The following is a 21,756-nucleotide window of genomic DNA, read 5'->3' as shown; positions in this document are numbered from 1 at the left end:
ACCAGGAACGCCCCGATAGAAACAGTCCTTTTATCCATTCTACAAAACTCTTCATTCTCCTGCACTAAAAAGATGACAGATTCCGACAAAAGTCCTATTTTTCTCTGTTACGCCCAAACGGCTCCGCCGCAAAAGGCGGAGCCGCCGACGCTGCGAGAGCGTGTGACTCTACTGGTGAACGAGGCGAATCCGCGATCGCGTCAGCGCCTTATTGTCGGTCTGCAAGCTTAACCATAAGTCCGGCGATCGTTTTGCGTTCATGCTCGTCGCCCGCGTCCCAGAGTTCCTTGAGCACGCGCTCCTCATCGTTCTGAGGATCCACCTTGTTGTCGAGGAATTCCCCGATCTCATAAGCCAGCTTAGCGATGGCATCCTCGCTGATCCCCGCGCCTTTAGCCGCATCGACTCGATCGCCAAGAAATTTTTTCCACGTGTCGAAATTACTCAATACGTTCGACATTGAGCAGCCTCCTGCCATGTTGGGATTGTGCTACGAAGATAATATGTCCCGACGGCAAGGAGGATATTCGGATATTCCCGATGAATCGGCCAGACGAATGGATAATGATGGCATCAATCAATCACTAGGTCTGCCAGCCTCCGGTTAGCGAAATGATCTGTCCGGTTATGTAGCTTGCCCGCTCGGAGGCGAGGAAGGCGACGAGCTCCGCCACCTCTTCCGGTCGGGCGAAGCGGCCCAGGGGGATCTCCCGGAGCAGCTCCATCCTCTCCTCTTCGGAGAGAGCCTTCATCATATCGGTGTCCACTGCCCCGGGAGCAACGGCGTTCACGGTTATTCCGAAGGGAGCCAGCTCTTTGGCCAGCGCCTTGGTGAAGCTGTTCAGCCCGCCCTTGGCGGCCGAATAAGCGACTTCGCCGGCTGCCCCGACGACGCCCCATAGGCTGGAGACGTGAATGATGCGCCCCCAACGCTGCCACGATAAGGAAGGCGAGAACAGCTTCGCCAACCGGTAGGCGGAGGTCAGATGAATCTGCAGCAGGTCGTGCCAATCGTCTTCTTCGGTCTCGTCAAGCAAACCGTAGAAGGCCGTGCCCGCGCTGTGAACGATAACGGACGGCTGCCATCCGCGCCGGTCCAGCTCGTCCTTCAAGGCGCGAAGCGAACCCGCGTCAAGCAGGTTCGCCTGCATGCGGAGGACCTCGGCGGCCCCCGCTTCCAGGCATTGCCGTTCGATCGTTTCGGAAGCCGCTTGGGAGGCGCCATAATGAAGGACAAGCCGATGCCCTTCCGCCGCGAACCGAATCGCCGCGGCTGCCCCTATGCCCCTTGACGCGCCCGTGACGAGCACGGTCCGGGGCTCGGCAATCCTACCGCTCACGGTTCATCGCTCCGCACGATCGATGCCGATAGCCGGGACGGGTCGACATGTTCCCGGAGACGTCCGTTGAGCTCTTGCAGCGTCAGGCTCTCATAGAGCTCGACGAGCTTGAACAGATCGCCGCCCCGGTTGCGGTAACGGGTAAACTCGCTTGCAATGGCTTCCGGGCTGTTCAGCATACGCAAGTAAGAGCCGATCCGCTTGCGCCTCGTTCTCTCGAAGATTCCCTCGTCGATGCCTTGATCCGCGGCTTTGCGAAGAGCATCCGTCACTCTGGCGATGAGCTCGTCGGGATCCCGGGTCTCCCCGCCGATGACGGAGAAGGCATAGCCCGGCCCCGTGTTGTATTCGTAGCCGAAACCATCCGAGATCAGGTTGTCGTCGTAGAGTTCTTGATAGAGCGGCGAGCTCGCGCCTAGCAGCGACTCCAGCATCAGCTTGCTCGCCAGCTCTCGCCGGATCGCTTCATCGCCGTGCTGCGGTCCCGGGTCTTCCTTATAGCCGAACATGCACTTGGGCAGCGATACCGGCAGCTTCGTGACCAATCGTTCGGTCCGCACCGTCTGCGGCTCTTCGTCGAAGAATCGCTTGATCTCTCCGCCCGGCCCGAAGCTTTTGCGCGATTGATTCGCCTTGATCCTCTCCAGCATCGCTTCGGCATCCACTCCTCCGACGAGGAACAGGCTCATGTTCGAAGGATGGTAGAACGTGTGGTAACATTCGTAGAGCATCTCCTTGGTGATCGAACGAACCGATTCGGCCGTTCCGGCGATATCGATATGGACCGGATGTTTGACGTACAGCGCTTCGATCAAGCCGAAGTAGACGCGCCAATCGGCGTTGTCCCGGTACATGTTGATCTCCTGGACGATGATTCCCTTCTCCTTCTCCACGTTCGCGTCGGTGAAGTAAGGGTGCTGAACGAAATCCAGGAGCGTATCGACGTTCTTCTCGATCGACTCGGTTGCCGAGAACAGATACACGGTTCGGTCGAAGCTCGTGAAGGCGTTCGCGGAGGCTCCCTGCGAAGAGAAGGTGGCGAAGATATCTCCCTCCGGCTCTTCGAACATCTTATGCTCGAGAAAATGGGCGATTCCGTCCGGCACTCGGACTTCCTCCTTGCCCGCCGGCTGGAAGCGGTTATCGACGGAACCGTACCTTGTCGCGAAGGTGGCATAGGTTTTCGTAAAGCCTGGCTTAGGCAGGATAAATACCTCGAGCCCGTTGTCCAGCCTCTCGTGCAGGAGCGATTCCTGAAGCTGAGGATACTCTTCCCTAGGCATTGGCGCGAGCCTCCTTCCGGTCCCTCAGGAAATAGATCGTGTCCAGTCCGACTCGTTTGGCCGCGGCTTGCACTTGCTCCGGCGTCACCGAAGCGACCTCGGCAAGCATGCTCTCGCCCGTCCGGTCGGAACCGGCCAGCACGTTGTTGAAGTCGAAGGCAATCCGCTCGTAAGCGGAATCCTGAATCTCCCGAAGCTGATTGGCGAGCATCGCCTTCGTCCGCTCGAGATCCTGCGATTCGAAGCTTCCCGCCCGCATGGCGTCCAGCTGCTCCAAGATAATGCGGAGCGCCTGCTCGTAATTCTCGATCTCGATGCCCGATTGGATCGTCAGCAACCCTTTATGCCCATCCAGTCTGGAAGATGCGTAATAAGCGAGAGACGCCTTCTCGCGGACGTTGATGAACAGCTTGGAATGCGGGAATGCGCCGAGAACTCCATTGTAAACGAGCAGCGACGGATACTCCGCGCCGGCATAGGAGATGTCGGTGCGAAGCCCCATGTTGAGCTTGCCTTGAGCGACGTCAAGACGTTCGACGATCGTCTGGGGCTCCGCGCGGGGAGAACGGAATTCCGGCGCGGTATAGGCCGCCGGGCTTCCGGATGGCAGCTTGAAGCTCTGGCTCGCAAGCGATTGAACCTCTTCGATCGAGGTATCCCCGGAGACGTACAGGTCCAGCACCGCGTTGTTCAGCCAGCTCTCGTATGCGGAAAACAGCGAAGCCGCGTCGATTCCCGCAAGCTCTTCCTTGCGGCCAAGCGCCAGAAGGCGATAAGGCTCATCCTTGCACATCTCCTCGACGCATCTCTCGCTGGCATATCGGATCTTGTCATTGATGATCGCCTCGATGCGTTTGGCGATCGTGCGCTTCTCCGCTTCGACATACTTCTCCCGGAAACGGCCGTTCTCCAGCGCGGGAGACGTGAGAACTTCCCCCAGGAACCGGATGGCTTCCTTCAGAAGCGGTTCGTTCGAAGAAACGAAGCGGTCGTTAATCATATCCAGCCGCAGCTGCACAATCTGATAATCGCCTCTCTTGTACAGATCGAAGCCGAAGCCCGCGCCGTACAAATCGTCCAACCGCTCGCGGAAGGAGATCGTCTCCGGGTAGGAGCTCGTTCCTCTCCGCAGAACGAACGGAGTCAGGGCGACGGGGGTGACCGTTGACTCGGTTAGAGGAATTCCAACGAACAAGGAGATCGAGAATGTTTTGAATCGTTTCGTTGGCAAGACATGCAGCCGCATGCGGCCGATGGAACCTCGCTCGAATTGTTCCGTTATCAAGGCATCAAACCCCTTCGACTCATTTCCAATCCAGCCCCATTCTACCCCATGGCCAAGCATGAAGCAAATGCCTAATCGCTATAGGCTTATCCCCCGCCGTAGAGCTCAGTCGCAGAAGATATGCTTGCCGATCGTCTTGCGCTGCGGGCGAGTCCAGATCCACTTCGAGGTTGCGGTCTCCGGGTTGAAATAATACAGGCAGCCGTCGGTCGGGTCCCATCCGCTAAGCGCGTCTTTCACGGCTTTGTAGGCGGACTCGTTCGGTTCCAGGTAGATCTGTCCGTCCGCTACCGCGGTGAATGCGCCAGGTTGGAAAATGACGCCGTTCACCGTATTCGGGAACTGCGAGTCCTTCACCCGATTCAGGATGACCGCGGCGACCGCCACTTGCCCTTCGTAAGGCTCTCCGCGGGATTCCCCGTATACGGCGTTCGCCATAATCTTCATGTCCGCCGCGGAGATTCCCGCGTGGTTGGAAGCCGGCAGTTCTTCGTTGCCTGAGGTCGTCCCGGTGTTGCCGGCGTTCCCCGAAGTACCTGCGGAAGTTCCCCCGCTCGATGGCGGCAATTCCTCCGCCGTCGGTTTATAATTCTTCGTCGCTTCCCACAGCTTCAGCTTCGTCTTGGCGCCGACGACGCCGTCGGCCTTCATGCCGAACTTCCATTGGAACCACTTGACGGAATTAAGCGTCGTCGACCCGAATTGGCCGTCTACCTTGCCGCTGTAATAGCCTAGAAACTTGAGTCGTCCCTGCAGTTCATAAATATCCTTGCCGGATGCCCCTTGCTTCAGAATGGTATTGCTGAAGGTTGTTTTGGCGGGATGGGCCCTCTCCAGCGAATAGAGTCCAAGCAGCCCCACCACCAGACATACGGATAGAAGAACGAGCCGATATTTCACGCTCCGTCACGCCTTTCCCAGTCGATTAATGACCCTGCCGATCATCGGCAAGGCGCATTCATGAACATTAGTATGAGAAAGGGAATCGAGGCTTATTCAAGGGAACCGAATGGGACTGCCTCGTTAGCCATGTAACAAGGCTAAGTGTAAAGGGGCTATCTGAATCGGGCTCGCGGGGAGAATCCTTATTATTATGGGAAGTGTGACGACCTTGATCGACTCTAACAATTCGAGGATGAGCTAGCTGCTGACCCCTGCTCTCTATCCCGACTTTGTCGGGTTACGGCAGGCAGAAGGAGGCGCGACTCTGTAAACAAAAAGATGTCCCCCGGTCGTTATGACCAAGAGACATCCCATTTCGTCAGGAGGTAATGCGGTTATTCGACTGGTATTGCTCCAGCGAGACAAGGACCTCCCGCGGTTTGCTTCCCTCGTATGGACCGACGATTCCGCGGGCTTCCATGGAATCGATAAGCCTGGCGGCTCTCGTATAGCCGACTCTCATCCGGCGCTGCAGCAGCGAGACGGACGCATGCTTCGCTTCCAGCACGATCTGCACCGCTTGATCGTAGAGCTCGTCGAGCTGCTCGTCCGAACCGGAGTCGGAATCCTCGTCGATCTCCGGCACGAGTTCCTCGTCGTACACGGCTTCCGCCTGGGCTCGAACGTGCCCGACGACCGCTTCGACTTCCGCATCGGAGAGGAAAGCCCCCTGAACGCGAATCGGCTTGGAGGAGCCCATCGGCAGGAAGAGCATATCCCCCCGGCCGAGCAGCTTCTCCGCTCCGACCATGTCCAGAATCGTCCGGGAGTCGACCTGAGAGGACACTCCGAACGCGATGCGGCTTGGGATATTCGCTTTGATGACCCCGGTAATGACGTCGACCGAAGGACGCTGGGTCGCGATGATCAGATGGATGCCGGCTGCGCGAGCCATCTGCGCCAGACGCATGATCGAATCTTCCACGTCTCCGGCGGCGACCATCATGAGGTCGGCGAGCTCGTCCACGATGACAACGTAATAAGGCAGCACGCCGTCCGGGTTATCCCCGCTCAGCATCAGATTGTTGTAGCCTTCGATGTTCCGCGTGCCCGACTTTGAGAATTTCTCGTACCTTTTCTCCATCTCGACGACGACCTTCTTCAAGGCCAGCGCCGCTCGGCGAGGATCGGTCACGACGGGCGACAGCAAGTGCGGAATGCCGTTGTACACGTTAAGCTCAACCATCTTCGGGTCGATCATGAGGAACTTCACTTCGTCAGGCTTCGCTTTGTAGAGAATGCTGGTTATGATGCCGTTGATGCAGACGGACTTGCCGGAACCGGTAGCGCCCGCGACCAGCATATGAGGCATGCGGGCCAGGTTACCGACGATCGGCTGCCCGGAGATATCCCGGCCGAACGCGATCGACAGGCGGGACTGGGCATCATGGAAAGCCTGCGTCTCCAGCACCTCGCGAAGGGTGACGACGCTGACCTCCGAATTCGGAACCTCGATGCCGATCGCCGACTTGCCGGGAATCGGGGCTTCCATCCGGATGTCCTTCGCGGCGAGGGCAAGCGCGATATCGTCGGTCAAGCTGACGATCCGGCTGACCTTCACCCCGACGTCCGGCTGCAGTTCGTAACGGGTAACCGCAGGGCCTCTCGCCACATCCAGCACCTTCGCCCGGACGCCGAAGCTTTCCAGCGTCGCTTCGAGCTTCCGCGCCGTCTCGCGGTTGTCGGCGATCGAGCTGCCTTTGCCGGAGCCTTGCGGCTTGCTGAGCAGGTGCAGAGGCGGCATGCGATAAGGCTTCTTCGGTTTATGTACCGGCTTCGGCGCAGGAGCCGCCGTCGGTTCGTTCGATTCGCCCGGCTTCGAGGAGACGGCTTCAGCGGGCTCTGCTTCTTCCAGGTCCACTTCGCTATCCGAATGGAAAGGATCCGGCTCTCCGCGGAGCTCGTCCAAATCTTCTTCGTCCTGTCCGTAAGGATAATCGAACGGGCCGTTCTCGTCTTGTTCCGAGGAATCCAACGGGATGTTAAGCGGGCTCTCGTCGAATCCATGGTTCTCGGAATGAAGAGGTTCGGCTTCCGGCATAGGCGCCGGAATCTCCTCTCCCATGGAGAACAGGCTCGACAGCTTGCCGCTCGCCTTGGCCTCGCCCTTCTCCGACTTCTTGAGGTTGACCTTCGGCCCCTCGGCGGCGGGATAGAGGATCGGCTCGTCGTCCCAAGCTTCTTCCTCCTCGGGATTCATCGCATGGGATTCCCCTGGCTTGCCATGGAACAGCTGGAAGAAAATCGGCTTCTTCTTCTCCGCGGGAATCAGAGATTCCTCGCCTTCGAAATCGTCGTCATCCGCTACCGCCAGCACCGGCTTGCTCTTCTTGGCCGACTTGACCGGAATCGCCTTCGCCGAGACCGTCTTCTTGCCGTTCGACAGCCTTGCGGCAAGCAGCGGAGCGAATCGCTTGAACAGATTGCGCACGCCCCGCAGCATGTCCACGTAAGACTTGTTCGAGATCAGCATGATGGCAATGGCGAATTCGATGAGAAGGACGAACTTCGAGCCATAAGAGCCGAACAGCCAATAGAAGATCGAATATTGAATCGCGCCGATAAGCCCGCCGCCGATATCCTTCCCCGACATGCGGACCTCCTGCTCGACGGGACCGCCCCAGATCTGGTCGTAAAGCTGATGCAAGGTCTGACTGAAGATCGTTGACGGGGTTACCGCGTCTATCGGGCTTAGCCTCGAATCGATAAAGCTGATCGCGCTCCACAGAGCGAGCGCGCAGCAGAGCAGAACGAAGCCGCTTCTGCGGGAAGTCCACCCCTTCGGCCAGGCCCGCTTGATCATGACGTATAAGCCCAACCATATGCCGGCTAAGGCGATCAGGAAGTAGAATTTCCCCAGCATATAGCCGAACAGCTTGGAAAGAGAACGGCCTCCTGCCGCTTCGCCGTACATGGCGATTACCGAGAAGGTAATCAGGAGAATGCCGTAGATTTCGTATTTAAGGCTTGCTCCCAGCGTGGCCTTCTTGCGTTTGCGCTTGGCCAAGCGTGTCACCCCCTGAACCAACATTATACCACAGTTGGTCAGGCTTTACATGAGAGAGGAAGTCTGCCAATCTCCCGTCGGAGCGGTTCGAACCGGGACTTCCGGCCCATAGCTGACAAGGCTGCCCGGCGAATAGCCCGGGTTCAAATACGCATCCAGCGGGGCCGCCACCAATCGCACCAAGCGGCCGACACCCGGAGCGACCGGAGCGACCAGCATCGTGAGTCCGGCCTGCTCGATCTCAAGCAGCGTTCCGGGGCCGTTCTCCCACCCTTCCAGAACCTTCTCCGTCGGCATGCAGGTGTAGAGTATCATCCGTTCTTCTCTCCTTCCCCCGAGCCGGGCGCCGGAGATGTCGAGGGAGCGGGCGACGTGCTCGGCGCCGCGGTTGTGCCCGATGCTGAAGCGCCGCCTGCGGAGGAAGATCCTGAAGAGTTTCCAGCCGCGGAAGAGGCAGAAGAGCTGCCTGTCGCGGAGGAGGCCGAACCGGAGGACGCTTGCGCTTCCGTCTTTCTTCTTTCGGCGATTCGCTTGTTCAGTTCCTTAAGCGCCGCGCCGATGCCCCCGATCTCGTCAATCAAACCGTTGGACACGGCCTCCTGCCCGATGACCGTCGTTCCGATGTCGCGGGTCAGTTCGCCCGTCTTGAACATCAGCTCTTTGAACTTCTCTTCGGTAATCCGGGAATGGTTCTTGACGAAGCGAACGACCCTCTCCTGCATTTTCTCCAGATAATCGAACGTCTGCGGGACGCTGATAATCAATCCGTTCAGCCGAATCGGATGGATCGTCATCGTCGCGGTCTCCGCGATGAAGGTGTGATTCGCGGATACCGCGATCGGAACGCCGATGGAGTGGCCTCCGCCGAGCACGACCGCGACGGTCGGCTTGGACAAGGAAGCGATCATCTCCGCGATAGCCAATCCCGCTTCCACGTCTCCGCCTACCGTATTAAGAATGATGAGAAGCCCCTCGATCTTCGGATTCTGCTCCGCCGCGACCAACTGGGGAATGACATGCTCGTACTTGGTCGTCTTGTTCTGGGGAGGAAGCATCATATGCCCTTCGATCTGGCCGATAATCGTCAGGCAGAAGACGTTCGATTCCGCCGCCGGCACGGACACCTGACCCAGCTGCACCACGCTCTCCGTGTTAGCCGCTGTCTTCCTTGCTTCGTCTCCCGGGTCCGGCTGCTCCGCCATCGGCTCTTTTTCTTTGTCGCTCATCCATGTGCCTCCTCGTAAACGCCGCAATGGCGCGGCCAAGATTGACATAGTATGGGCGGAGGGACGGCAAATATGCGAAAAAAAGAAAGACAGCCGCTTCCCTCCTTGCGAAGGGAAACGACTGCCTCTATGAGTGTGGGGTGTTGCGTCTGTCGATTATACTTCCATAATGATCGGCAGGATCATCGGTCTTCTTCTTGTTTGTTCGAATAAGAAACGACCGAGCGAGTCTTTGACGTTCGTCTTCAGAGACGCCCACTCGTTCACGTTCTCGCTCATTAGCTTCTGGAGCGTGCTTGTTACGATGCGATTCGCTTCTTCAAGCAAGCCTTCGGATTCCCGCACGTAAACGAACCCGCGGGAGATGATATCCGGTCCCGACATAATTGCGCCGTCTTGCTTGCTCAGCGTGACGACGACGACCAGAATTCCGTCCTGGGACAGCAGCTTGCGATCGCGAAGGACGATATTCCCCACGTCGCCTACCCCCAGCCCGTCGATCAAGACGTTGCCGGAAGGAATCTTGCCGGCCTTGCGCGCCACTCCGTTCTGGATCTCGACGGTATCGCCGTTATCGACGAGGAAGATGTTCTCCTTCTCGATGCCGACGGATTCCGCCAACTGGCCGTGCGAACGAAGCATGCGATATTCGCCGTGCACCGGAATAAAGAACTTCGGACGCATCAGGTTGAGCATCAGCTTCAGTTCTTCAGCGCTGCCGTGACCCGACACGTGTACTCCCGTAACGGAGCCCGGACCGTAGATCACGTTAGCGCCAAGTCTCATCAGCTCGTCGACCGTGCGGCCGACGTAACGTTCGTTGCCAGGGATCGTATTCGCCGAGATGACGACCGTGTCCCCTGGAAGAATGTCCACCTTGCGGTGGGTCGATCTTGCCATCCGGGTCAGGGCCGACATCGGCTCGCCTTGGCTGCCGGTCGAGAGAATGGCGACGCGATCGGCCGGAAGCTTGTTCACTTCTTCAGGCTCGATCAGCATGCCTTCCGGTATGTTCAGGTAGCCGAGCTCGGACGCGATGGTCACCATGTTCACCATGCTTCGGCCGATAACGGTCAGCTTGCGGCGCGTCTCCGCCGCAGCGTCGATGATCTGCTGAATGCGGTGAACGTTGGACGCGAACGTCGCCACGACGACGCGCTGTCTCGCATTGCGGAAGATGGAGATCATCTCCGGTCCGATGCTGCTCTCCGAAGGAGTGAAGCCCGGACGCTCCGCGTTCGTGCTATCCGACAAGAGCGCCAATACGCCGCGGGTTCCGATCTCCGCCATCCGTTGAATGTCCGCATGGCGATCGTTGACCGGCGTATGGTCGAATTTGAAGTCGCCCGTATGAACGACTACGCCTTCCGGGGTCTCGAGCGCAATGCCGACGGAATCCGGGATACTGTGGTTCGTGCGGAAGAAGCTGGCTTTGATCGAACCGAATTGAATCTCCGAGTCGGGATCGATCAGCACGCGCTTCGTCTCGCCCAGGAGTCCCGCTTCCTTCAGCTTGTTCTCGATCAAGCCGAGAGTCAGCCTCATCCCGTACACCGGAACGTTTAATTGGCGCAGAACGTATGGCAACCCGCCGATATGGTCTTCGTGACCATGGGTTACCAGAATCGCTCTTACTTTCTCGCGGTTCTCCGTCAAGTAGGTGATGTCAGGAATAACGACATCGATTCCGAGCATCTCTTCTTCCGGGAACTTCAGGCCGGAGTCGACGATGACGATGTCGTTGCCGTACTGAATCATATACATGTTCTTCCCGATCTCGCCGGCGCCGCCTAGCGCTGAAATGATTAATTTGTCTTGGTTGTTCTTCTTGGACAAGTCTAGTACCTCCTACATTAGTTCGACGATCCCGCTCGATATGGAATTGTCAAGTTGCAAAATATGGCCGCACCCAATCACTCAATATTCATTATACATGAAGGGAAAGATCGAATTCAACCGCCGTTTCCGGCAGCAATCTCCCTGAGTTGCCTAAGTTACATGAATCGCTGACGATTCGTTCGAGATGGCTTGATTACGCGAACAGCTTACGGATAAAGGCCGCTTCTTCTTCGTTCACCTCGATGAGAGGGAGGCGTACGCCGCCTACGGAGAGGCCGCGCTCGTTCAGAGCGAACTTGACCGGAGCCGGATTCGGAACCGGATGAGGGCATTGGAACAATCCTCGGAAAATCGGATAAAGACGGTTGTTGATCGTGACAGCTTCCTTCACACGTCCATCGAGATAGGCGTCGATCATCCGTCTCATCTCGGCGCCCACTACGTGGCTAGCTACGCTGATGATTCCATAACCTCCGACGGCTAATGTCGGGAGCGTAATCGCATCGTCGCCCGAGTACACCGTGAATCCTTCAGGCGCGCTGCCGACCAGCTCGGTAATCTGTTCGATCGATGCGCATTCCTTCGTGGCGACGATATTGGGAATCTCCGCCAACCGAAGCGTCGTCGCCGCGGACAGGCTGGCGACTGTTCGTCCAGGAACGTTGTACAGAACGACCGGAAGGCTTGTCGACTCCGCAATCGCCTTGAAGTGCCTGTACATTCCTTCTTGGCTAGGCTTATTGTAGTACGGTACGACCAGCAACGCTCCGTCGGCTCCGGCCCGCTCGGCAATCTTCGTGAGATGAATCGAATGCTCGGTGTCGTTGCTGCCGGTACCCGCGATTATCTTGCAGCGCCCTGCCGCTCGTTCGACGGCGAATCGGAACAGCGCTTCCTTCTCGTCATCCTTCAGAGTAGGAGATTCGCCCGTTGTCCCGCATACGACCAGGCTCTCCGACTTTTGCTCCTCAATCAAATAATCGATCAGGCGTCCCGCTTGCTCCCAATCAATCTTCAACTGGTCATTGAATGGCGTCACCATCGCTGTAATCAGCCGACCAAAGCTCATGTTTCTTCCTCCTCAAGATGATTCCCGCTTAAACATTCCGATAACAATTTTCTTATACGCTTACTATATAGCTTCCGGATAAGCAGCGCTTATTGCCGGTTGTAACCGAATTTAGATAGGCAAAAGCATTCGGCCGTTTCGCCCCTTCAGGAAGGGATGAGATGAAGGCCGAATGCGGTGTGCAGCGCCTTGAGCGCGGGCACCATATCCTCTTCCGCGACCAATACCCAGATCGTCGTATTGGAGTCCGCCGACTGCAGGATGGGGATGTTCGCTTCCGTCAAAGCTTCCACGATCCTCGCCATAACCCCCGGCTCGCCGTTCATCCCGCCTCCGATGACGGAGACTTTGGCGCAGCCCGAGCGGACTCGCACGCGGAAATCCATCTCCTCAAGCAAACGCAGCGCCTGGGGAGCGTCATGATCCGTTACCGTGTAAAGCACGCTTGCCGGGGTCACGTTGATGAAGTCGACGCTGATCCCGCTCATCGCCATCGCCCGGAACACGCGCAGCTGCACGTCGGACGGACCGTCGTTCGTCTCGACGGAGAGCTGCGTTACTCCTTTAACGTGTGCAAGTCCCGTGACGGTCCGATCCGTCCATCCGTTCTGCCCTCTGACGAAGTCGGCATGCGTGACGAGCGTTCCCAACCCTTCGGAGAAGGTGGAACGGACCCGTACGGGCACCCCGGCCCGCATGGCGATCTCGACGGCTCGCGGATGGATGACTTTGGCTCCGTTATAAGCCATATTGCAGATTTCTTCATAGCTGACCATTGCCAGCGGCCGCGCTTCGCTGACCATCCGCGGATCGGCGGTCAGGATGCCGTCGACATCGGTATAGATATCGACGATTCCGGCTTGCAAGGCTGCGCCCAGAGCGGTAGCGGACGTATCGCTTCCCCCTCTTCCGAGCGTCGTGACTTCGCCGTCTTCCGTCATCCCTTGGAACCCGGCGACGACGACGGCTTTGCCTTCGGCGAGATACTCCAGAATCTTCGCGCTATTCACGTTAACGATTCTGGCAAATCCGAATCTGGCATCCGTGCGGATGCCCGCCTGGCCGCCCGTCAGGGCGACGGCCGGGATGCCATCGCGATTCAGCAGGCTGCACAACGTCGCCGCGGAGATCAATTCTCCGCAGCTGAGCAGCAAGTCCTTCTCTCGTTCCGGCAACGAATTGCCGTTGCTTGCGATCCACTCGAGCAGCGTATCGGTCGCGTAAGGCTCGCCTCTTCGTCCCATTGCGGAGACGACGACGACAAGGCCGTTGCCAGCCGCTCTCTCGCGCCGAATATGACGGAGGACGTGCTGTCGACTGTAGTCGTCCGACAGCGACGTCCCTCCGAATTTCTGAACGATGATCATCTCTCTCATCTTCCTTCCGGACAGCCTATGCAAGAGTCAGAGGCGGCGAAGAGAGTCGATAGTTTATCCCGTAACGCTCATAGTTATGTCTGGTTTGATCCGAGAGACTTGGCGCGCGTCATGAAGCCGACCGGCGATCGTTTCCCGCTCAAGCGTATAAGAAACGCTCGATGATCATGGGCTGAAGCTGCTTGCCCTGAAGGGCCGATTCGCAGGCTTCCATGACCAAGTCCATTCTAGCAACGAGCGAATTCGGCTTCGCTTGCGGATTGTCCTGGCCGAACGGCACAAAATAAATGTTCTTGGCCACGAGCAGCTTCGCGATGTTCGCCGCGTTAAGGCCAAGCCCGTCATTCGTGGAGATAGCGAGCACGATCGGACGTCCATTGCGCATCTGCGCCTTGGCCGCCATCAGGACCGGGCTGTCGGTGATCGCGTTCGCGAGGCGGCTCGTCGTGTTGCCGGTGCAAGGCGCGATGGCCAGCACATCCAGCTTCTTCGACGGCCCCAGCGGTTCCGCGTCGACGATCGTGGAGATCAGTTCGTTCCCCGTGATCCGTCGCAGCTCGGATTGCCAATGCTCTGAAGTTCCGAAGCGCGTGTCCGTCATCATGATCGTACTGCTGACGATCGGGACGACGTTCGCGCCTGCATCCGTGAATCTCTGAATCTGCGGCAGCACTTCCTCTAACGTGCAATGGGAGCCGGTGAGCGCATAGCCAACGGTGATTCCCTGCCAATTCATGGTTCATTCCCCCGTAGTCGCAGATCTTCCAGCAGAATCTGGATAAGACCGTTCGCGATAATGCGACCTGCCGTCTTCGGAGCGACGATTCCCGGTAGTCCGGGAGCGAGTATGGCCTTGATTCCGCGCTTCTCCGCGAAGCGAAAATCAGTGCCGCCCGGCTTCGAAGCCAGATCGATTATTACCGCGCGCAGGGGGAGTCCCGCGATCACTTGTGCTGTGACTATCATATTAGGTATCGTATTAAAAAGCAAGTCGATATTCCCCGCCTGACGCGCCAAATCAGCCATGTAGAAAGGCTCGAAGCCCATCTCGAACGCCCTTGCGTAAGACTCCGCCCGGCGCACTCCCGCCTTCACCCGAGCCCCCATTGCCTGAAGGGTTCTTGCCATCGTGAGCCCTGTTCTTCCGAGTCCTAGGACCATGCAGGTGGATCCGTGAATCGTAATATCGGTATGTTGAATGGCCATCATCAAAGCGCCTTCCGCCGTCGGGATCGAGTTGTAGATGGCCACGTCGTCCCGTTCGAACAGTTCGACCAGGCCGAGATGGTGGCCTGCGCACAGCTTCTTCAAGTACGTCTTGGCCATTCCGCAGTAGATCCGGCAGGTCGCGGGCAGCGCGCTGACGATATTCTCGGTCAGCTTCATCTCCTTGTCGGTGAATATAGCCGAGATCGTGCCGTCGTCCTCCGTCCCTACCGGCGGCAGCACTAGCGCATCCGCTTGACGAAGCGCGCTCTCCGTCCATTCGGCCTTCGTGACTCCCGGGAACGGAGTGTCCAAACGATCGAACCCGATGATCGTAACCGTCGCATCAAGCTCCGTCAGCCGGCGAATCACTTCCAACTGCCGGGCATCGCCTCCCGCGAGCACCACGTTCACTCCTGTAAGCATGACGTCCCCCCTTCCTCCAAGCAGCCTGTGTCGCAGCACATAGCTATCTTATGCGTGCGCCTATCGTCGGGTGCGAAGTGAGCAAGGTCCGCCTGCAAGAAGAACCGCATGCCGCTCCGGAAGGAGAAGCATGCGGTTCTATGGTTCGTCTCGTTGCGGCTTCCTCAGCGGCCGGTGCGGAACTTCTGCGCATGCGCCCTGGCGTCGTCAACGCTGTTGACGCGGTTGCGGCTCCATTCCAGCAGGATCCGGTCGATATAACGGAAGTGCAGCTTGCCCGCGAAGACCGATTCCTTCAGGGCGAACAGGATCAGCTCGTTCGGATAGCCGTCGTTGTCAAGCCAGCCGTTGATCGTCTCGCACTCCATCGGAGTAAGCGGCCTGCCGAATTCCTGTTCGAAGACGCCGAACAGATTCGGCTCGGCGGCTTGGGAAGCGGCCGAAGGGATCGACAGCCCCGAGGCTCTCTCGGCTTCCTCCTCGGACGAGCCTTGCCCGCCGAGAGGAACTTCGCCGGAAGCCAGCAGCGCCGCGATCTTCTGGAACAAGCCGTTCAGATTGTATTTCTCCGCGTGGACGCCGCTGCCGGGATCCACGACTTCGTCGATGGTGACGAAGCCGTTCTTGACCAGCTTCTGCATCGCTTGCCCGATCGCGTCCGGAGTCGCGCCGAGACGGACCTGCAATTGCTCCATCGTCGGGAATTCGTTCTGTTCGAGCTGACGGTAAGCCATTAGCTGAATGAGCATCATGCATTCGGTATCCGTCAGCTTTAAGGACCGATAGCTTCGGAGCAGCGCATAAGGGAGGCTGACGGCCCCGTCCGAATAAGCGGCCGCCAAGCCTTGCGCCAACGCGTTGCGATCGTTCAATAGGCTCATCTCCGTTCCATAGTCGATTGCGCAATCCTTCTATTGAGCAGGCTCTTGGATCAGCCGGAACGTATCCCGGGCAATGAGCAGCTCCTCGTTCGTCGGAACGACGAGAACGTCCACCATCGATCCGTCCTTCGTGATGAGGCGCGTCTCGCCGGAGCGAACCGCATTGCGTTCATCGTCCAGCTCGACGCCCAGGAACGTCAAGCCCTCGCACACGCGCTTGCGGAGCGGCGCGGAATTCTCCCCGACGCCCGCCGTGAACAGAATGGCATCGATGCCGTTCATGGCTGCCGCATAAGCTCCGATATACTTGCGGATCCGGTAGGTGTACATGTCGAACGCCAGCGCGGCCGATTCGTTGCCTTCCTCCATCGCCTGAACGATCTCGCGCATATCGCTGCTGATGCCCGAGATCGCCATTAGACCGCTGTGCTTGTTCAGCATGGAATTGACTTCGTTCAGGGTCAAGTCTTCTTTGTTGATCGTATACGGCACGATAGCCGGGTCCAGGTCGCCGCTGCGCGTGCCCATCATGAGGCCTTCGAGCGGAGTCATGCCCATGCTCGTGTCGAAGGACTTGCCGCCGAGGATCGCGGTGCAGCTCGCCCCGTTGCCGATATGGCAGCTGACGATCTTGAGCTCGGAGAGCGGCTTGTTCAGGAATTGCGCCGCCTTCTTGCTCACGTAATCGTGGGAAGTTCCGTGGAAGCCGTATCGGCGAATCTTGTGCTTCTTATACAGGACCATCGGAATGGCGTACAAATAAGATGACTTCGGCATCGTCTGATGGAAAGCCGTATCGAATACGACCGCCTGGGGAACGTCCGGAAGGTTCGCTTCCACGGCCAGAATCCCCATCATGTGAGCCGGATTGTGCAGCGGAGCCAGATCGAACAGCCGTTTGATCTCCAGCTTGACGTTCTCGTCGATCAGGACGGATTCATGGAACGACTCCCCGCCGTGCACGATGCGATGCCCGACCGCCTGGATCTCGTCAATGGCCTTCAGCACGCCGAACTTGCGATGCGTCAGCATATCCAGCACTTTGCGAACGGCGGTCGTGTGCTCGAGTATCTCGCTGACCTCGCGCACCTCGGGACGCCCTTCGACCTCGTGGGTCAGAATCGAGGAGTCCATGCCGATCCGCTCCACGCGGCCGCTGGCGAGTACCGATTCGTCATCCATGTCGTAGAGCTGATATTTGAGGGAGGAGCTTCCCGCATTGATGACCAGAATGTTCATGAGATGCGTCCCCCGTCCTTATCGTATTGGAAAAATCCCTCTCCCGTCTTCAGCCCCAAGTGACCCGCACGCACTTTCTTTTTGAGCAGAATCGACGGTCTATACTTAAGCTCCCCGTATTCCCGGAACATTCGCTCCAAGGCGGCCAGCACCGAATCGAGTCCGAAGCGGTCCGCCATCTCCAGCGGGCCGTTCTCGAATTGATAGCCGATGCGCATCGAAGCGTCGATATCGTCCGGAGATGCCACGCCTTCCTCCAGAAGATGAAGCGCCTCGTTGATGAGCAGGCAGATCAGCCGCGTCGTCACGAAGCCGGGCGATTCGTAGACCATGACGCCTTTCTTGTTCAGAATGTTCTCGACAAACTCCTTCGTCTGGCGGAATGTCTCATCGGACGTCTGCAGGCCGCGGATAATCTCCACCAGGTCGATGCGAATCGCCGGATAGACGAAGTGCATGCCGATCACCCGCTTCGGACGGCTCGTTACCGCAGCCAGCTCTGTCAAGCTGAGCGTCGACGTGTTGCTCGCCAGAATCGTGTCCTCCGGCAGGATCCCGTCAAGCTGGGCGAAAATCTGTTTCTTGCTGTCCAAATCTTCCGATATCGTCTCGATAACGAGCTCGCAGTTGGCCAGATGCTCAAGCGAGGGCTCGATATGTATTCGATTCAGAATCAGCTTCTTCTCGGCTTGCGTGATCGCCCAGCGCTCGATCTGCCGATCGAGGCTCGCTTCAATGGATTGCAGGGCTTGATTCAGCCGTTCATGCGTTTTCTCAGCGAGATGGACCTCGAGCCCCTTGGCGGCCAGCATCTCTGCGATGCTCTGCCCCATCGTTCCCGCGCCGACGACACCAATATCACGGAACATATGATTTCCTCCAACCGTACGTCTCATTTATCTCGTGTTGCGGTTCTCCTCACCTCATATCTTACCATATCCGACTATCTTCCTTAAATCGACGAAGCTTTGTCGAAATCGTTACAACCTTTTGAAATCTATGCCATTCGTGACCGCAATCACATCCAATTGCTCAAGGAACAGCTTATTCTCTTCTTCCGTCCCCACCGAGATGCGCAGGCAGTTCGGAAGTCCCCAGCCCCGGCCGGGCCGGGTAATGACCCCGCGCTTAAGAAGCTCTTCGTAGACGAACTCGGTTCGTTCGCCCAGGTCCGCAAGCACGAAGTTGCCCATGCTCTCGACATAAGGGATCGACAAACGTTCGAACCCTTCATAAAGCTGCTTGCGCCCTTGCGCGTTCAAAGCTCTGGTGCGTTCCACGAACTCCCGGTCGTCCAAGGCCGCCACGGCAGCCGCTTGCGCTAGCGCATTCACGTTAAAAGGCTCCTTCACGCGAAGGATCGCCTGAATAATTTCCTCCGATGCCGCTCCGAAACCGACTCGAATGCCTGCCAGGCCGTAGATCTTGGAGAACGTCTGCAGCACCACGACCGGATAACCGGCCTTGATAAATTCCATCCCGTTCGAGTAATCGTCAGCGGAAGCAAAATGGTGATAGGCCGCATCGAGAACCACGAGCACGTTGCGGGGAAGCCGATCGAGCAGCTCCTGCAGCTCGTTCCTCGGCAGGTAAGTTCCGGTCGGGTTATTCGGCGTGCACAGATATACGAGCTTCGTCCGTTCCCCTACTCGGGACAAGATATCTTCGATCGAATACCGATAGCCTTCGCGGAGAGGAACCTTTACGATCTCGGAATCCATCAACAGGGCTCCGAATTCGTACTCGCTGAACGTCGGGGACGGGACGATGACCTCGTCACCCTTCTCGAGATAAGCTTCGGACAGCAGCTTAATGAATTCATCCCCGCCGTTGGTGACGATAAAATTAGTCTCCTCAAGCTCGTAATGCCCGGCCAGGGCCTTGACCAGCCTGCGGGAACGGTCGTCGGGGTACCGGTTCAGCTCCGACAACTGCTCTCGGATTGCCTCCAAAGCTTTGGGCGACGCCCCGTATGGATTCTCGTTGGAAGCCAGCTTGACGATACGCTCCAATCCGTACTCGTCCTTCACTTCCCAGATTGGCTTGCCAGGGGTGTAGGGAATCATTCGCTCCAGCGCCGCTCGGGAGACGATCTCGCTCAGTGCGCTATTCGGGTTGTCGGGTTGGGTGGTAGGTTGCATGCTCATTCGGATTCAGATCCTTTCAGGAATGGATATCGCTTTCGTTTGACTTTAGTTCTGTGATTTAATATTACAGTAATGCGTTACCTTAGTAAAGTCGTAATGCGGGGAATAGTTATTATAGTTTGCAAAATAGTTAATTCGAGATGAAAAGTGATTATGACCTGTACATGCGATGCTAATGTCACTATCCCCCTTATATTGAGCCTACTCCAACAACGCTGGCCCCAATGACGGATTTTCCGTCATTCACGCGGTTGCGCTGCCAGCGGCGGACTCTAATGCTGAATAATTCGTTATTCACGCGGTTGCGCGGATTCCGTCGCCCCCCAATACCGAATATTTCGGTATTCGTACGGTTGAAAGGGCTGCGGCGGGTTGCCATATCACGCGGGCAGCCTGCTCCGGCGGGCCCGCTTCCATCTCCAAAGTAAAATCCCCGAAGCGTCTTCCGACGTCTTCGGGGATTTTACTCTTGTTCTTCCGATTTACCGCGCGGCGGCCGCTTGGAAAATCTCCTTTACCTTCGTTACCCATTGCTCGGTATACTTCTGCTCCACCGACCATTGCACCATGATGACGGACTCGCCGGGGTCGAGCTCGATCTTGACGGCATTCGACGCGGCGTTCTTCCGGCCGTACGGGTACACTTTGATCTCGCGGTCGAGGACGATGGCGAGCACTTCTCCGTTAGAGGAGGTGAAGGCGTCCAAAGCCGCCGGCTCCGCGCTCTTGATGGAGTCCCAGTCGACCGCGAGAGAATTATTCCTCGCGATTCGGCTGGACAACGGCTCGGCAAGCTCTTCCTCTGTCGTCACATCGACCGGATTCAACCCGGTGGCGCTCCGGTAGACGGTTCCGATCCAGCTTCCATTCTTGCGCGCCACCGACCATTGCTGATCGTTCCCAAACACGACCGAAACGGTGCCGTTCTCTCGGTCCAATCCTTCCTCCAGCGTCGTGTGCGGCTCCGTCTGCGGATCGAACGCGGTGCCGAGCGAATCGCTCAGCTGCTTAAGGCTCTGTACGAAACGATATTCCGCTCCCGCCTTCGAACTCGCGCTTAGACTGGTCGAATCTGCTTCCTGGGAGACGGCCACATACTCATGTCCGACATAGAGAAGCTTCTCCGATGCCAGGCCTTGGCGAGACGCCGTTAATTCCGGAACTTCCATCAGCTTCTTGCTGCTGTAGGCTTCATAAGCGGTAAGGCTCTGCTTGGACGAACCAGCGTCATCGCCGATGCCGTTCAGCATCCAGAACGATTGACTGTACGGCATGACGATGCCTTGTCCCTCTGCGGCCACCCCCAGCTTCTCGTCACCTTCCGGCGCGACCAGAAGGGTCCGATAAGTACTTACGCTGCCTCCATCCGGCGTATCGACATCCTTGCGAAGGCCGATCAGCATAGCCGTCTGCAGCGGCTCGTCAACCTTGCCCAACTCCGTCTGATCCGCCTGCGAAGCGGCCGACAGACCGGCCAACTGCTCGGAAGCAATCCCGGATGAGCCTATGTCAAGCCATTGCCATATTCCGATGAATAAGGCGGCCAGAAGAACGGCTGCCGCGCTCCCGAACGTCCAATATCGTCGCGGACGCGAGCGGGCGGGACGATCGAGATTCGCCTCGATGCGCTTTCGCAGGCGGTCGTCGAAGCCCGCCCCTGGAAAAGGGCCATCCGCCAGCTGCTCCCTCAGCTCTTTATCCGTTGGATCCATGGTTTACTCGCTCTCCTTCATCTTCGTTAATTTCTTGCGGGCATGGAACATGCGAGACTTGACCGTTCCTTCGGTTACTTTCAGCATATCCGCGATTTCTTTAAGAGATAACTGGTGGTGGGCGTAAAGAATGATAACTTCACGATATTTGGCCGGCAGCTTCATCACGAGCTTCCACATGTCGTTAACCGCCATGTTCTCCATGACTTCCTGCTCTACCGACTTGCGCTCGCCGGTCTCGCCTACCCAATCCGTCAGCGTCACCTTGCGGAAGAACGCCGAGCGCTGGAAGTCGATCGCGGTATTGCGGGTAATCGTAAGAAGCCAGGTCTTGACGGAGGCATCGCTCCGGAAGCCGTGCAGGTTCTTGAATACTTTGATGAATACCTCTTGGGTGATGTCATCGGCCGTCTCTCTCTTGCGGGTAATGCTATAAGCGTAATTCCATACTTCCCGGCCATATGCGGTCATTAGATCGCTAAGCAGCGCTTTCTTGTCCGCGTGGTCGGTCATGTATTTTAAATAATCAAAGTTTGCTTCGGAATTCAAAACCGTCCACCTCTTTGTTTGACGATACGATTGCTTATTGGGTTCACTAAATTCTTAAATTTTTATAAAATCAGCCTGGAAGTTTGCGCCATTCTCTATTTATGCTAACACAATTTTCCACCCTTAGGTTGCAGGTTCAGCTAAAAAACACAATAATAATTGACGATTCATATCGACATAAGGTTCCAAGATTCGTCGATATACAAGAATAAAAAACAAGGCGCCTCCG

18 protein-coding genes and 1 pseudogene are annotated in these 21,756 nt (G+C 57.4%); all 19 read right to left on the bottom strand.

Features of this window, described 5'->3' with window-relative positions; all coding sequences use genetic code 11:
* Positions 1-208: 208 nt before the first annotated feature.
* On the bottom strand, positions 209-460 hold the full coding sequence (locus ELR57_RS06820; RefSeq protein ID WP_126958264.1) for a DUF3243 domain-containing protein: 252 nt from the start codon (positions 458-460) through the stop codon (positions 209-211).
* A gap of 124 nt (positions 461-584) precedes the next feature.
* Positions 585-1,340, bottom strand: a complete 756-nt coding sequence (gene ymfI / locus ELR57_RS06815) for an elongation factor P 5-aminopentanone reductase (protein WP_238162424.1) — start codon at positions 1,338-1,340, stop codon at positions 585-587.
* A complete protein-coding gene (yfmH, locus tag ELR57_RS06810; protein WP_126958263.1) occupies positions 1,337-2,623 on the bottom strand; it encodes an EF-P 5-aminopentanol modification-associated protein YfmH in 1,287 nt (428 codons plus the stop codon). Before yfmH ends, ymfI begins: the two co-directional genes overlap by 4 nt.
* Entirely contained in the window at positions 2,616-3,908 is a 1,293-nt protein-coding gene (gene yfmF, locus ELR57_RS06805) for an EF-P 5-aminopentanol modification-associated protein YfmF (protein ID WP_238162423.1), read from the bottom strand. The genes yfmH and yfmF overlap by 8 nt, the downstream gene beginning before the upstream one ends.
* Positions 3,909-4,013: 105 nt before the next feature.
* Complete coding sequence (gene sleB, locus ELR57_RS06800; RefSeq protein WP_126958262.1) at positions 4,014-4,808, bottom strand: spore cortex-lytic enzyme; 795 nt, start codon at positions 4,806-4,808, stop codon at positions 4,014-4,016.
* A 361-nt stretch (positions 4,809-5,169) separates the two neighbouring features.
* Complete coding sequence (locus tag ELR57_RS06795; RefSeq protein WP_483296221.1) at positions 5,170-7,857, bottom strand: FtsK/SpoIIIE family DNA translocase; 2,688 nt, start codon at positions 7,855-7,857, stop codon at positions 5,170-5,172.
* A gap of 45 nt (positions 7,858-7,902) precedes the next feature.
* Positions 7,903-8,172 (bottom strand): YlzJ-like family protein, encoded by a 270-nt coding sequence (locus ELR57_RS06790; RefSeq protein WP_126958260.1) that lies wholly within the window; start codon positions 8,170-8,172, stop codon positions 7,903-7,905.
* Between the two features lie 194 nt (positions 8,173-8,366).
* Positions 8,367-9,059, bottom strand: a pseudogene (locus ELR57_RS06785) (ClpP family protease); the annotation flags it as partial.
* 180 nt (positions 9,060-9,239) lie between these two features.
* Positions 9,240-10,919 (bottom strand): ribonuclease J, encoded by a 1,680-nt coding sequence (locus ELR57_RS06780; protein ID WP_126958258.1) that lies wholly within the window; start codon positions 10,917-10,919, stop codon positions 9,240-9,242.
* Positions 10,920-11,115: 196 nt separating this feature from the next.
* Positions 11,116-11,991 carry a 4-hydroxy-tetrahydrodipicolinate synthase gene (gene dapA, locus ELR57_RS06775; RefSeq protein ID WP_126958257.1) on the bottom strand — a complete coding sequence of 292 codons (876 nt, stop codon included), beginning with the start codon at positions 11,989-11,991 and terminating at the stop codon, positions 11,116-11,118.
* A gap of 146 nt (positions 11,992-12,137) precedes the next feature.
* Entirely contained in the window at positions 12,138-13,358 is a 1,221-nt protein-coding gene (gene dapG, locus ELR57_RS06770; protein ID WP_370452222.1) for an aspartate kinase, read from the bottom strand.
* Between the two features lie 148 nt (positions 13,359-13,506).
* Positions 13,507-14,103 carry a dipicolinate synthase subunit B gene (locus ELR57_RS06765; protein ID WP_126958255.1) on the bottom strand — a complete coding sequence of 199 codons (597 nt, stop codon included), beginning with the start codon at positions 14,101-14,103 and terminating at the stop codon, positions 13,507-13,509.
* Complete coding sequence (dpsA, locus tag ELR57_RS06760) at positions 14,100-14,999, bottom strand: dipicolinate synthase subunit DpsA (protein ID WP_126958254.1); 900 nt, start codon at positions 14,997-14,999, stop codon at positions 14,100-14,102. Before dpsA ends, ELR57_RS06765 begins: the two co-directional genes overlap by 4 nt.
* Before the next feature lie 164 nt (positions 15,000-15,163).
* On the bottom strand, positions 15,164-15,871 hold the full coding sequence (locus ELR57_RS06755) for a DnaD domain-containing protein (RefSeq protein WP_370452221.1): 708 nt from the start codon (positions 15,869-15,871) through the stop codon (positions 15,164-15,166).
* 39 nt (positions 15,872-15,910) lie between these two features.
* Positions 15,911-17,119 (bottom strand): acetate kinase, encoded by a 1,209-nt coding sequence (locus tag ELR57_RS06750; RefSeq protein WP_126958252.1) that lies wholly within the window; start codon positions 17,117-17,119, stop codon positions 15,911-15,913.
* Positions 17,116-17,988, bottom strand: coding sequence for a 3-hydroxyacyl-CoA dehydrogenase family protein (locus tag ELR57_RS06745; RefSeq protein ID WP_126958251.1), 873 nt, complete (start codon positions 17,986-17,988; stop codon positions 17,116-17,118). The genes ELR57_RS06750 and ELR57_RS06745 overlap by 4 nt, the downstream gene beginning before the upstream one ends.
* Positions 17,989-18,099: 111 nt before the next feature.
* Positions 18,100-19,260: a histidinol-phosphate transaminase gene (gene hisC, locus ELR57_RS06740; protein ID WP_126958317.1), complete on the bottom strand. Its 1,161-nt coding sequence runs from the start codon at positions 19,258-19,260 to the stop codon at positions 18,100-18,102.
* 488 nt (positions 19,261-19,748) lie between these two features.
* Positions 19,749-20,978 carry a hypothetical protein gene (locus ELR57_RS06735; protein WP_126958250.1) on the bottom strand — a complete coding sequence of 410 codons (1,230 nt, stop codon included), beginning with the start codon at positions 20,976-20,978 and terminating at the stop codon, positions 19,749-19,751.
* 3 nt (positions 20,979-20,981) lie between these two features.
* Positions 20,982-21,527, bottom strand: coding sequence for an RNA polymerase sigma factor (locus tag ELR57_RS06730; protein WP_238162422.1), 546 nt, complete (start codon positions 21,525-21,527; stop codon positions 20,982-20,984).
* Positions 21,528-21,756: the final 229 nt, after the last annotated feature.

The sequence above is a fragment of the Cohnella sp. AR92 genome (assembly GCF_003990975.1).
GTDB lineage: Bacteria > Bacillota > Bacilli > Paenibacillales > Paenibacillaceae > Cohnella.
This window is presented reverse-complemented; position numbering and strand designations above follow the sequence as displayed.

What these genes read in the sequence shown, in the direction of transcription:
- ELR57_RS06820 (WP_126958264.1), bottom strand. Translation starts at nt 460, where the DNA reads ATGTCGAACGTATTGAGTAATTTCGACACGTGGAAAAAATTTCTTGGC.
- ELR57_RS06765 (WP_126958255.1), bottom strand. Translation starts at nt 14,103, where the DNA reads ATGAATTGGCAGGGAATCACCGTTGGCTATGCGCTCACCGGCTCCCAT.
- ELR57_RS06790 (WP_126958260.1), bottom strand. Translation starts at nt 8,172, where the DNA reads ATGATACTCTACACCTGCATGCCGACGGAGAAGGTTCTGGAAGGGTGG.
- dapA (WP_126958257.1), bottom strand. Translation starts at nt 11,991, where the DNA reads ATGAGCTTTGGTCGGCTGATTACAGCGATGGTGACGCCATTCAATGAC.
- ELR57_RS06750 (WP_126958252.1), bottom strand. Translation starts at nt 17,119, where the DNA reads ATGAACATTCTGGTCATCAATGCGGGAAGCTCCTCCCTCAAATATCAG.
- ELR57_RS06735 (WP_126958250.1), bottom strand. Translation starts at nt 20,978, where the DNA reads ATGGATCCAACGGATAAAGAGCTGAGGGAGCAGCTGGCGGATGGCCCT.
- dpsA (WP_126958254.1), bottom strand. Translation starts at nt 14,999, where the DNA reads ATGCTTACAGGAGTGAACGTGGTGCTCGCGGGAGGCGATGCCCGGCAG.
- dapG (WP_370452222.1), bottom strand. Translation starts at nt 13,358, where the DNA reads ATGATCATCGTTCAGAAATTCGGAGGGACGTCGCTGTCGGACGACTAC.
- yfmH (WP_126958263.1), bottom strand. Translation starts at nt 2,623, where the DNA reads ATGCCTAGGGAAGAGTATCCTCAGCTTCAGGAATCGCTCCTGCACGAG.
- hisC (WP_126958317.1), bottom strand. Translation starts at nt 19,260, where the DNA reads ATGCAACCTACCACCCAACCCGACAACCCGAATAGCGCACTGAGCGAG.
- ELR57_RS06745 (WP_126958251.1), bottom strand. Translation starts at nt 17,988, where the DNA reads ATGTTCCGTGATATTGGTGTCGTCGGCGCGGGAACGATGGGGCAGAGC.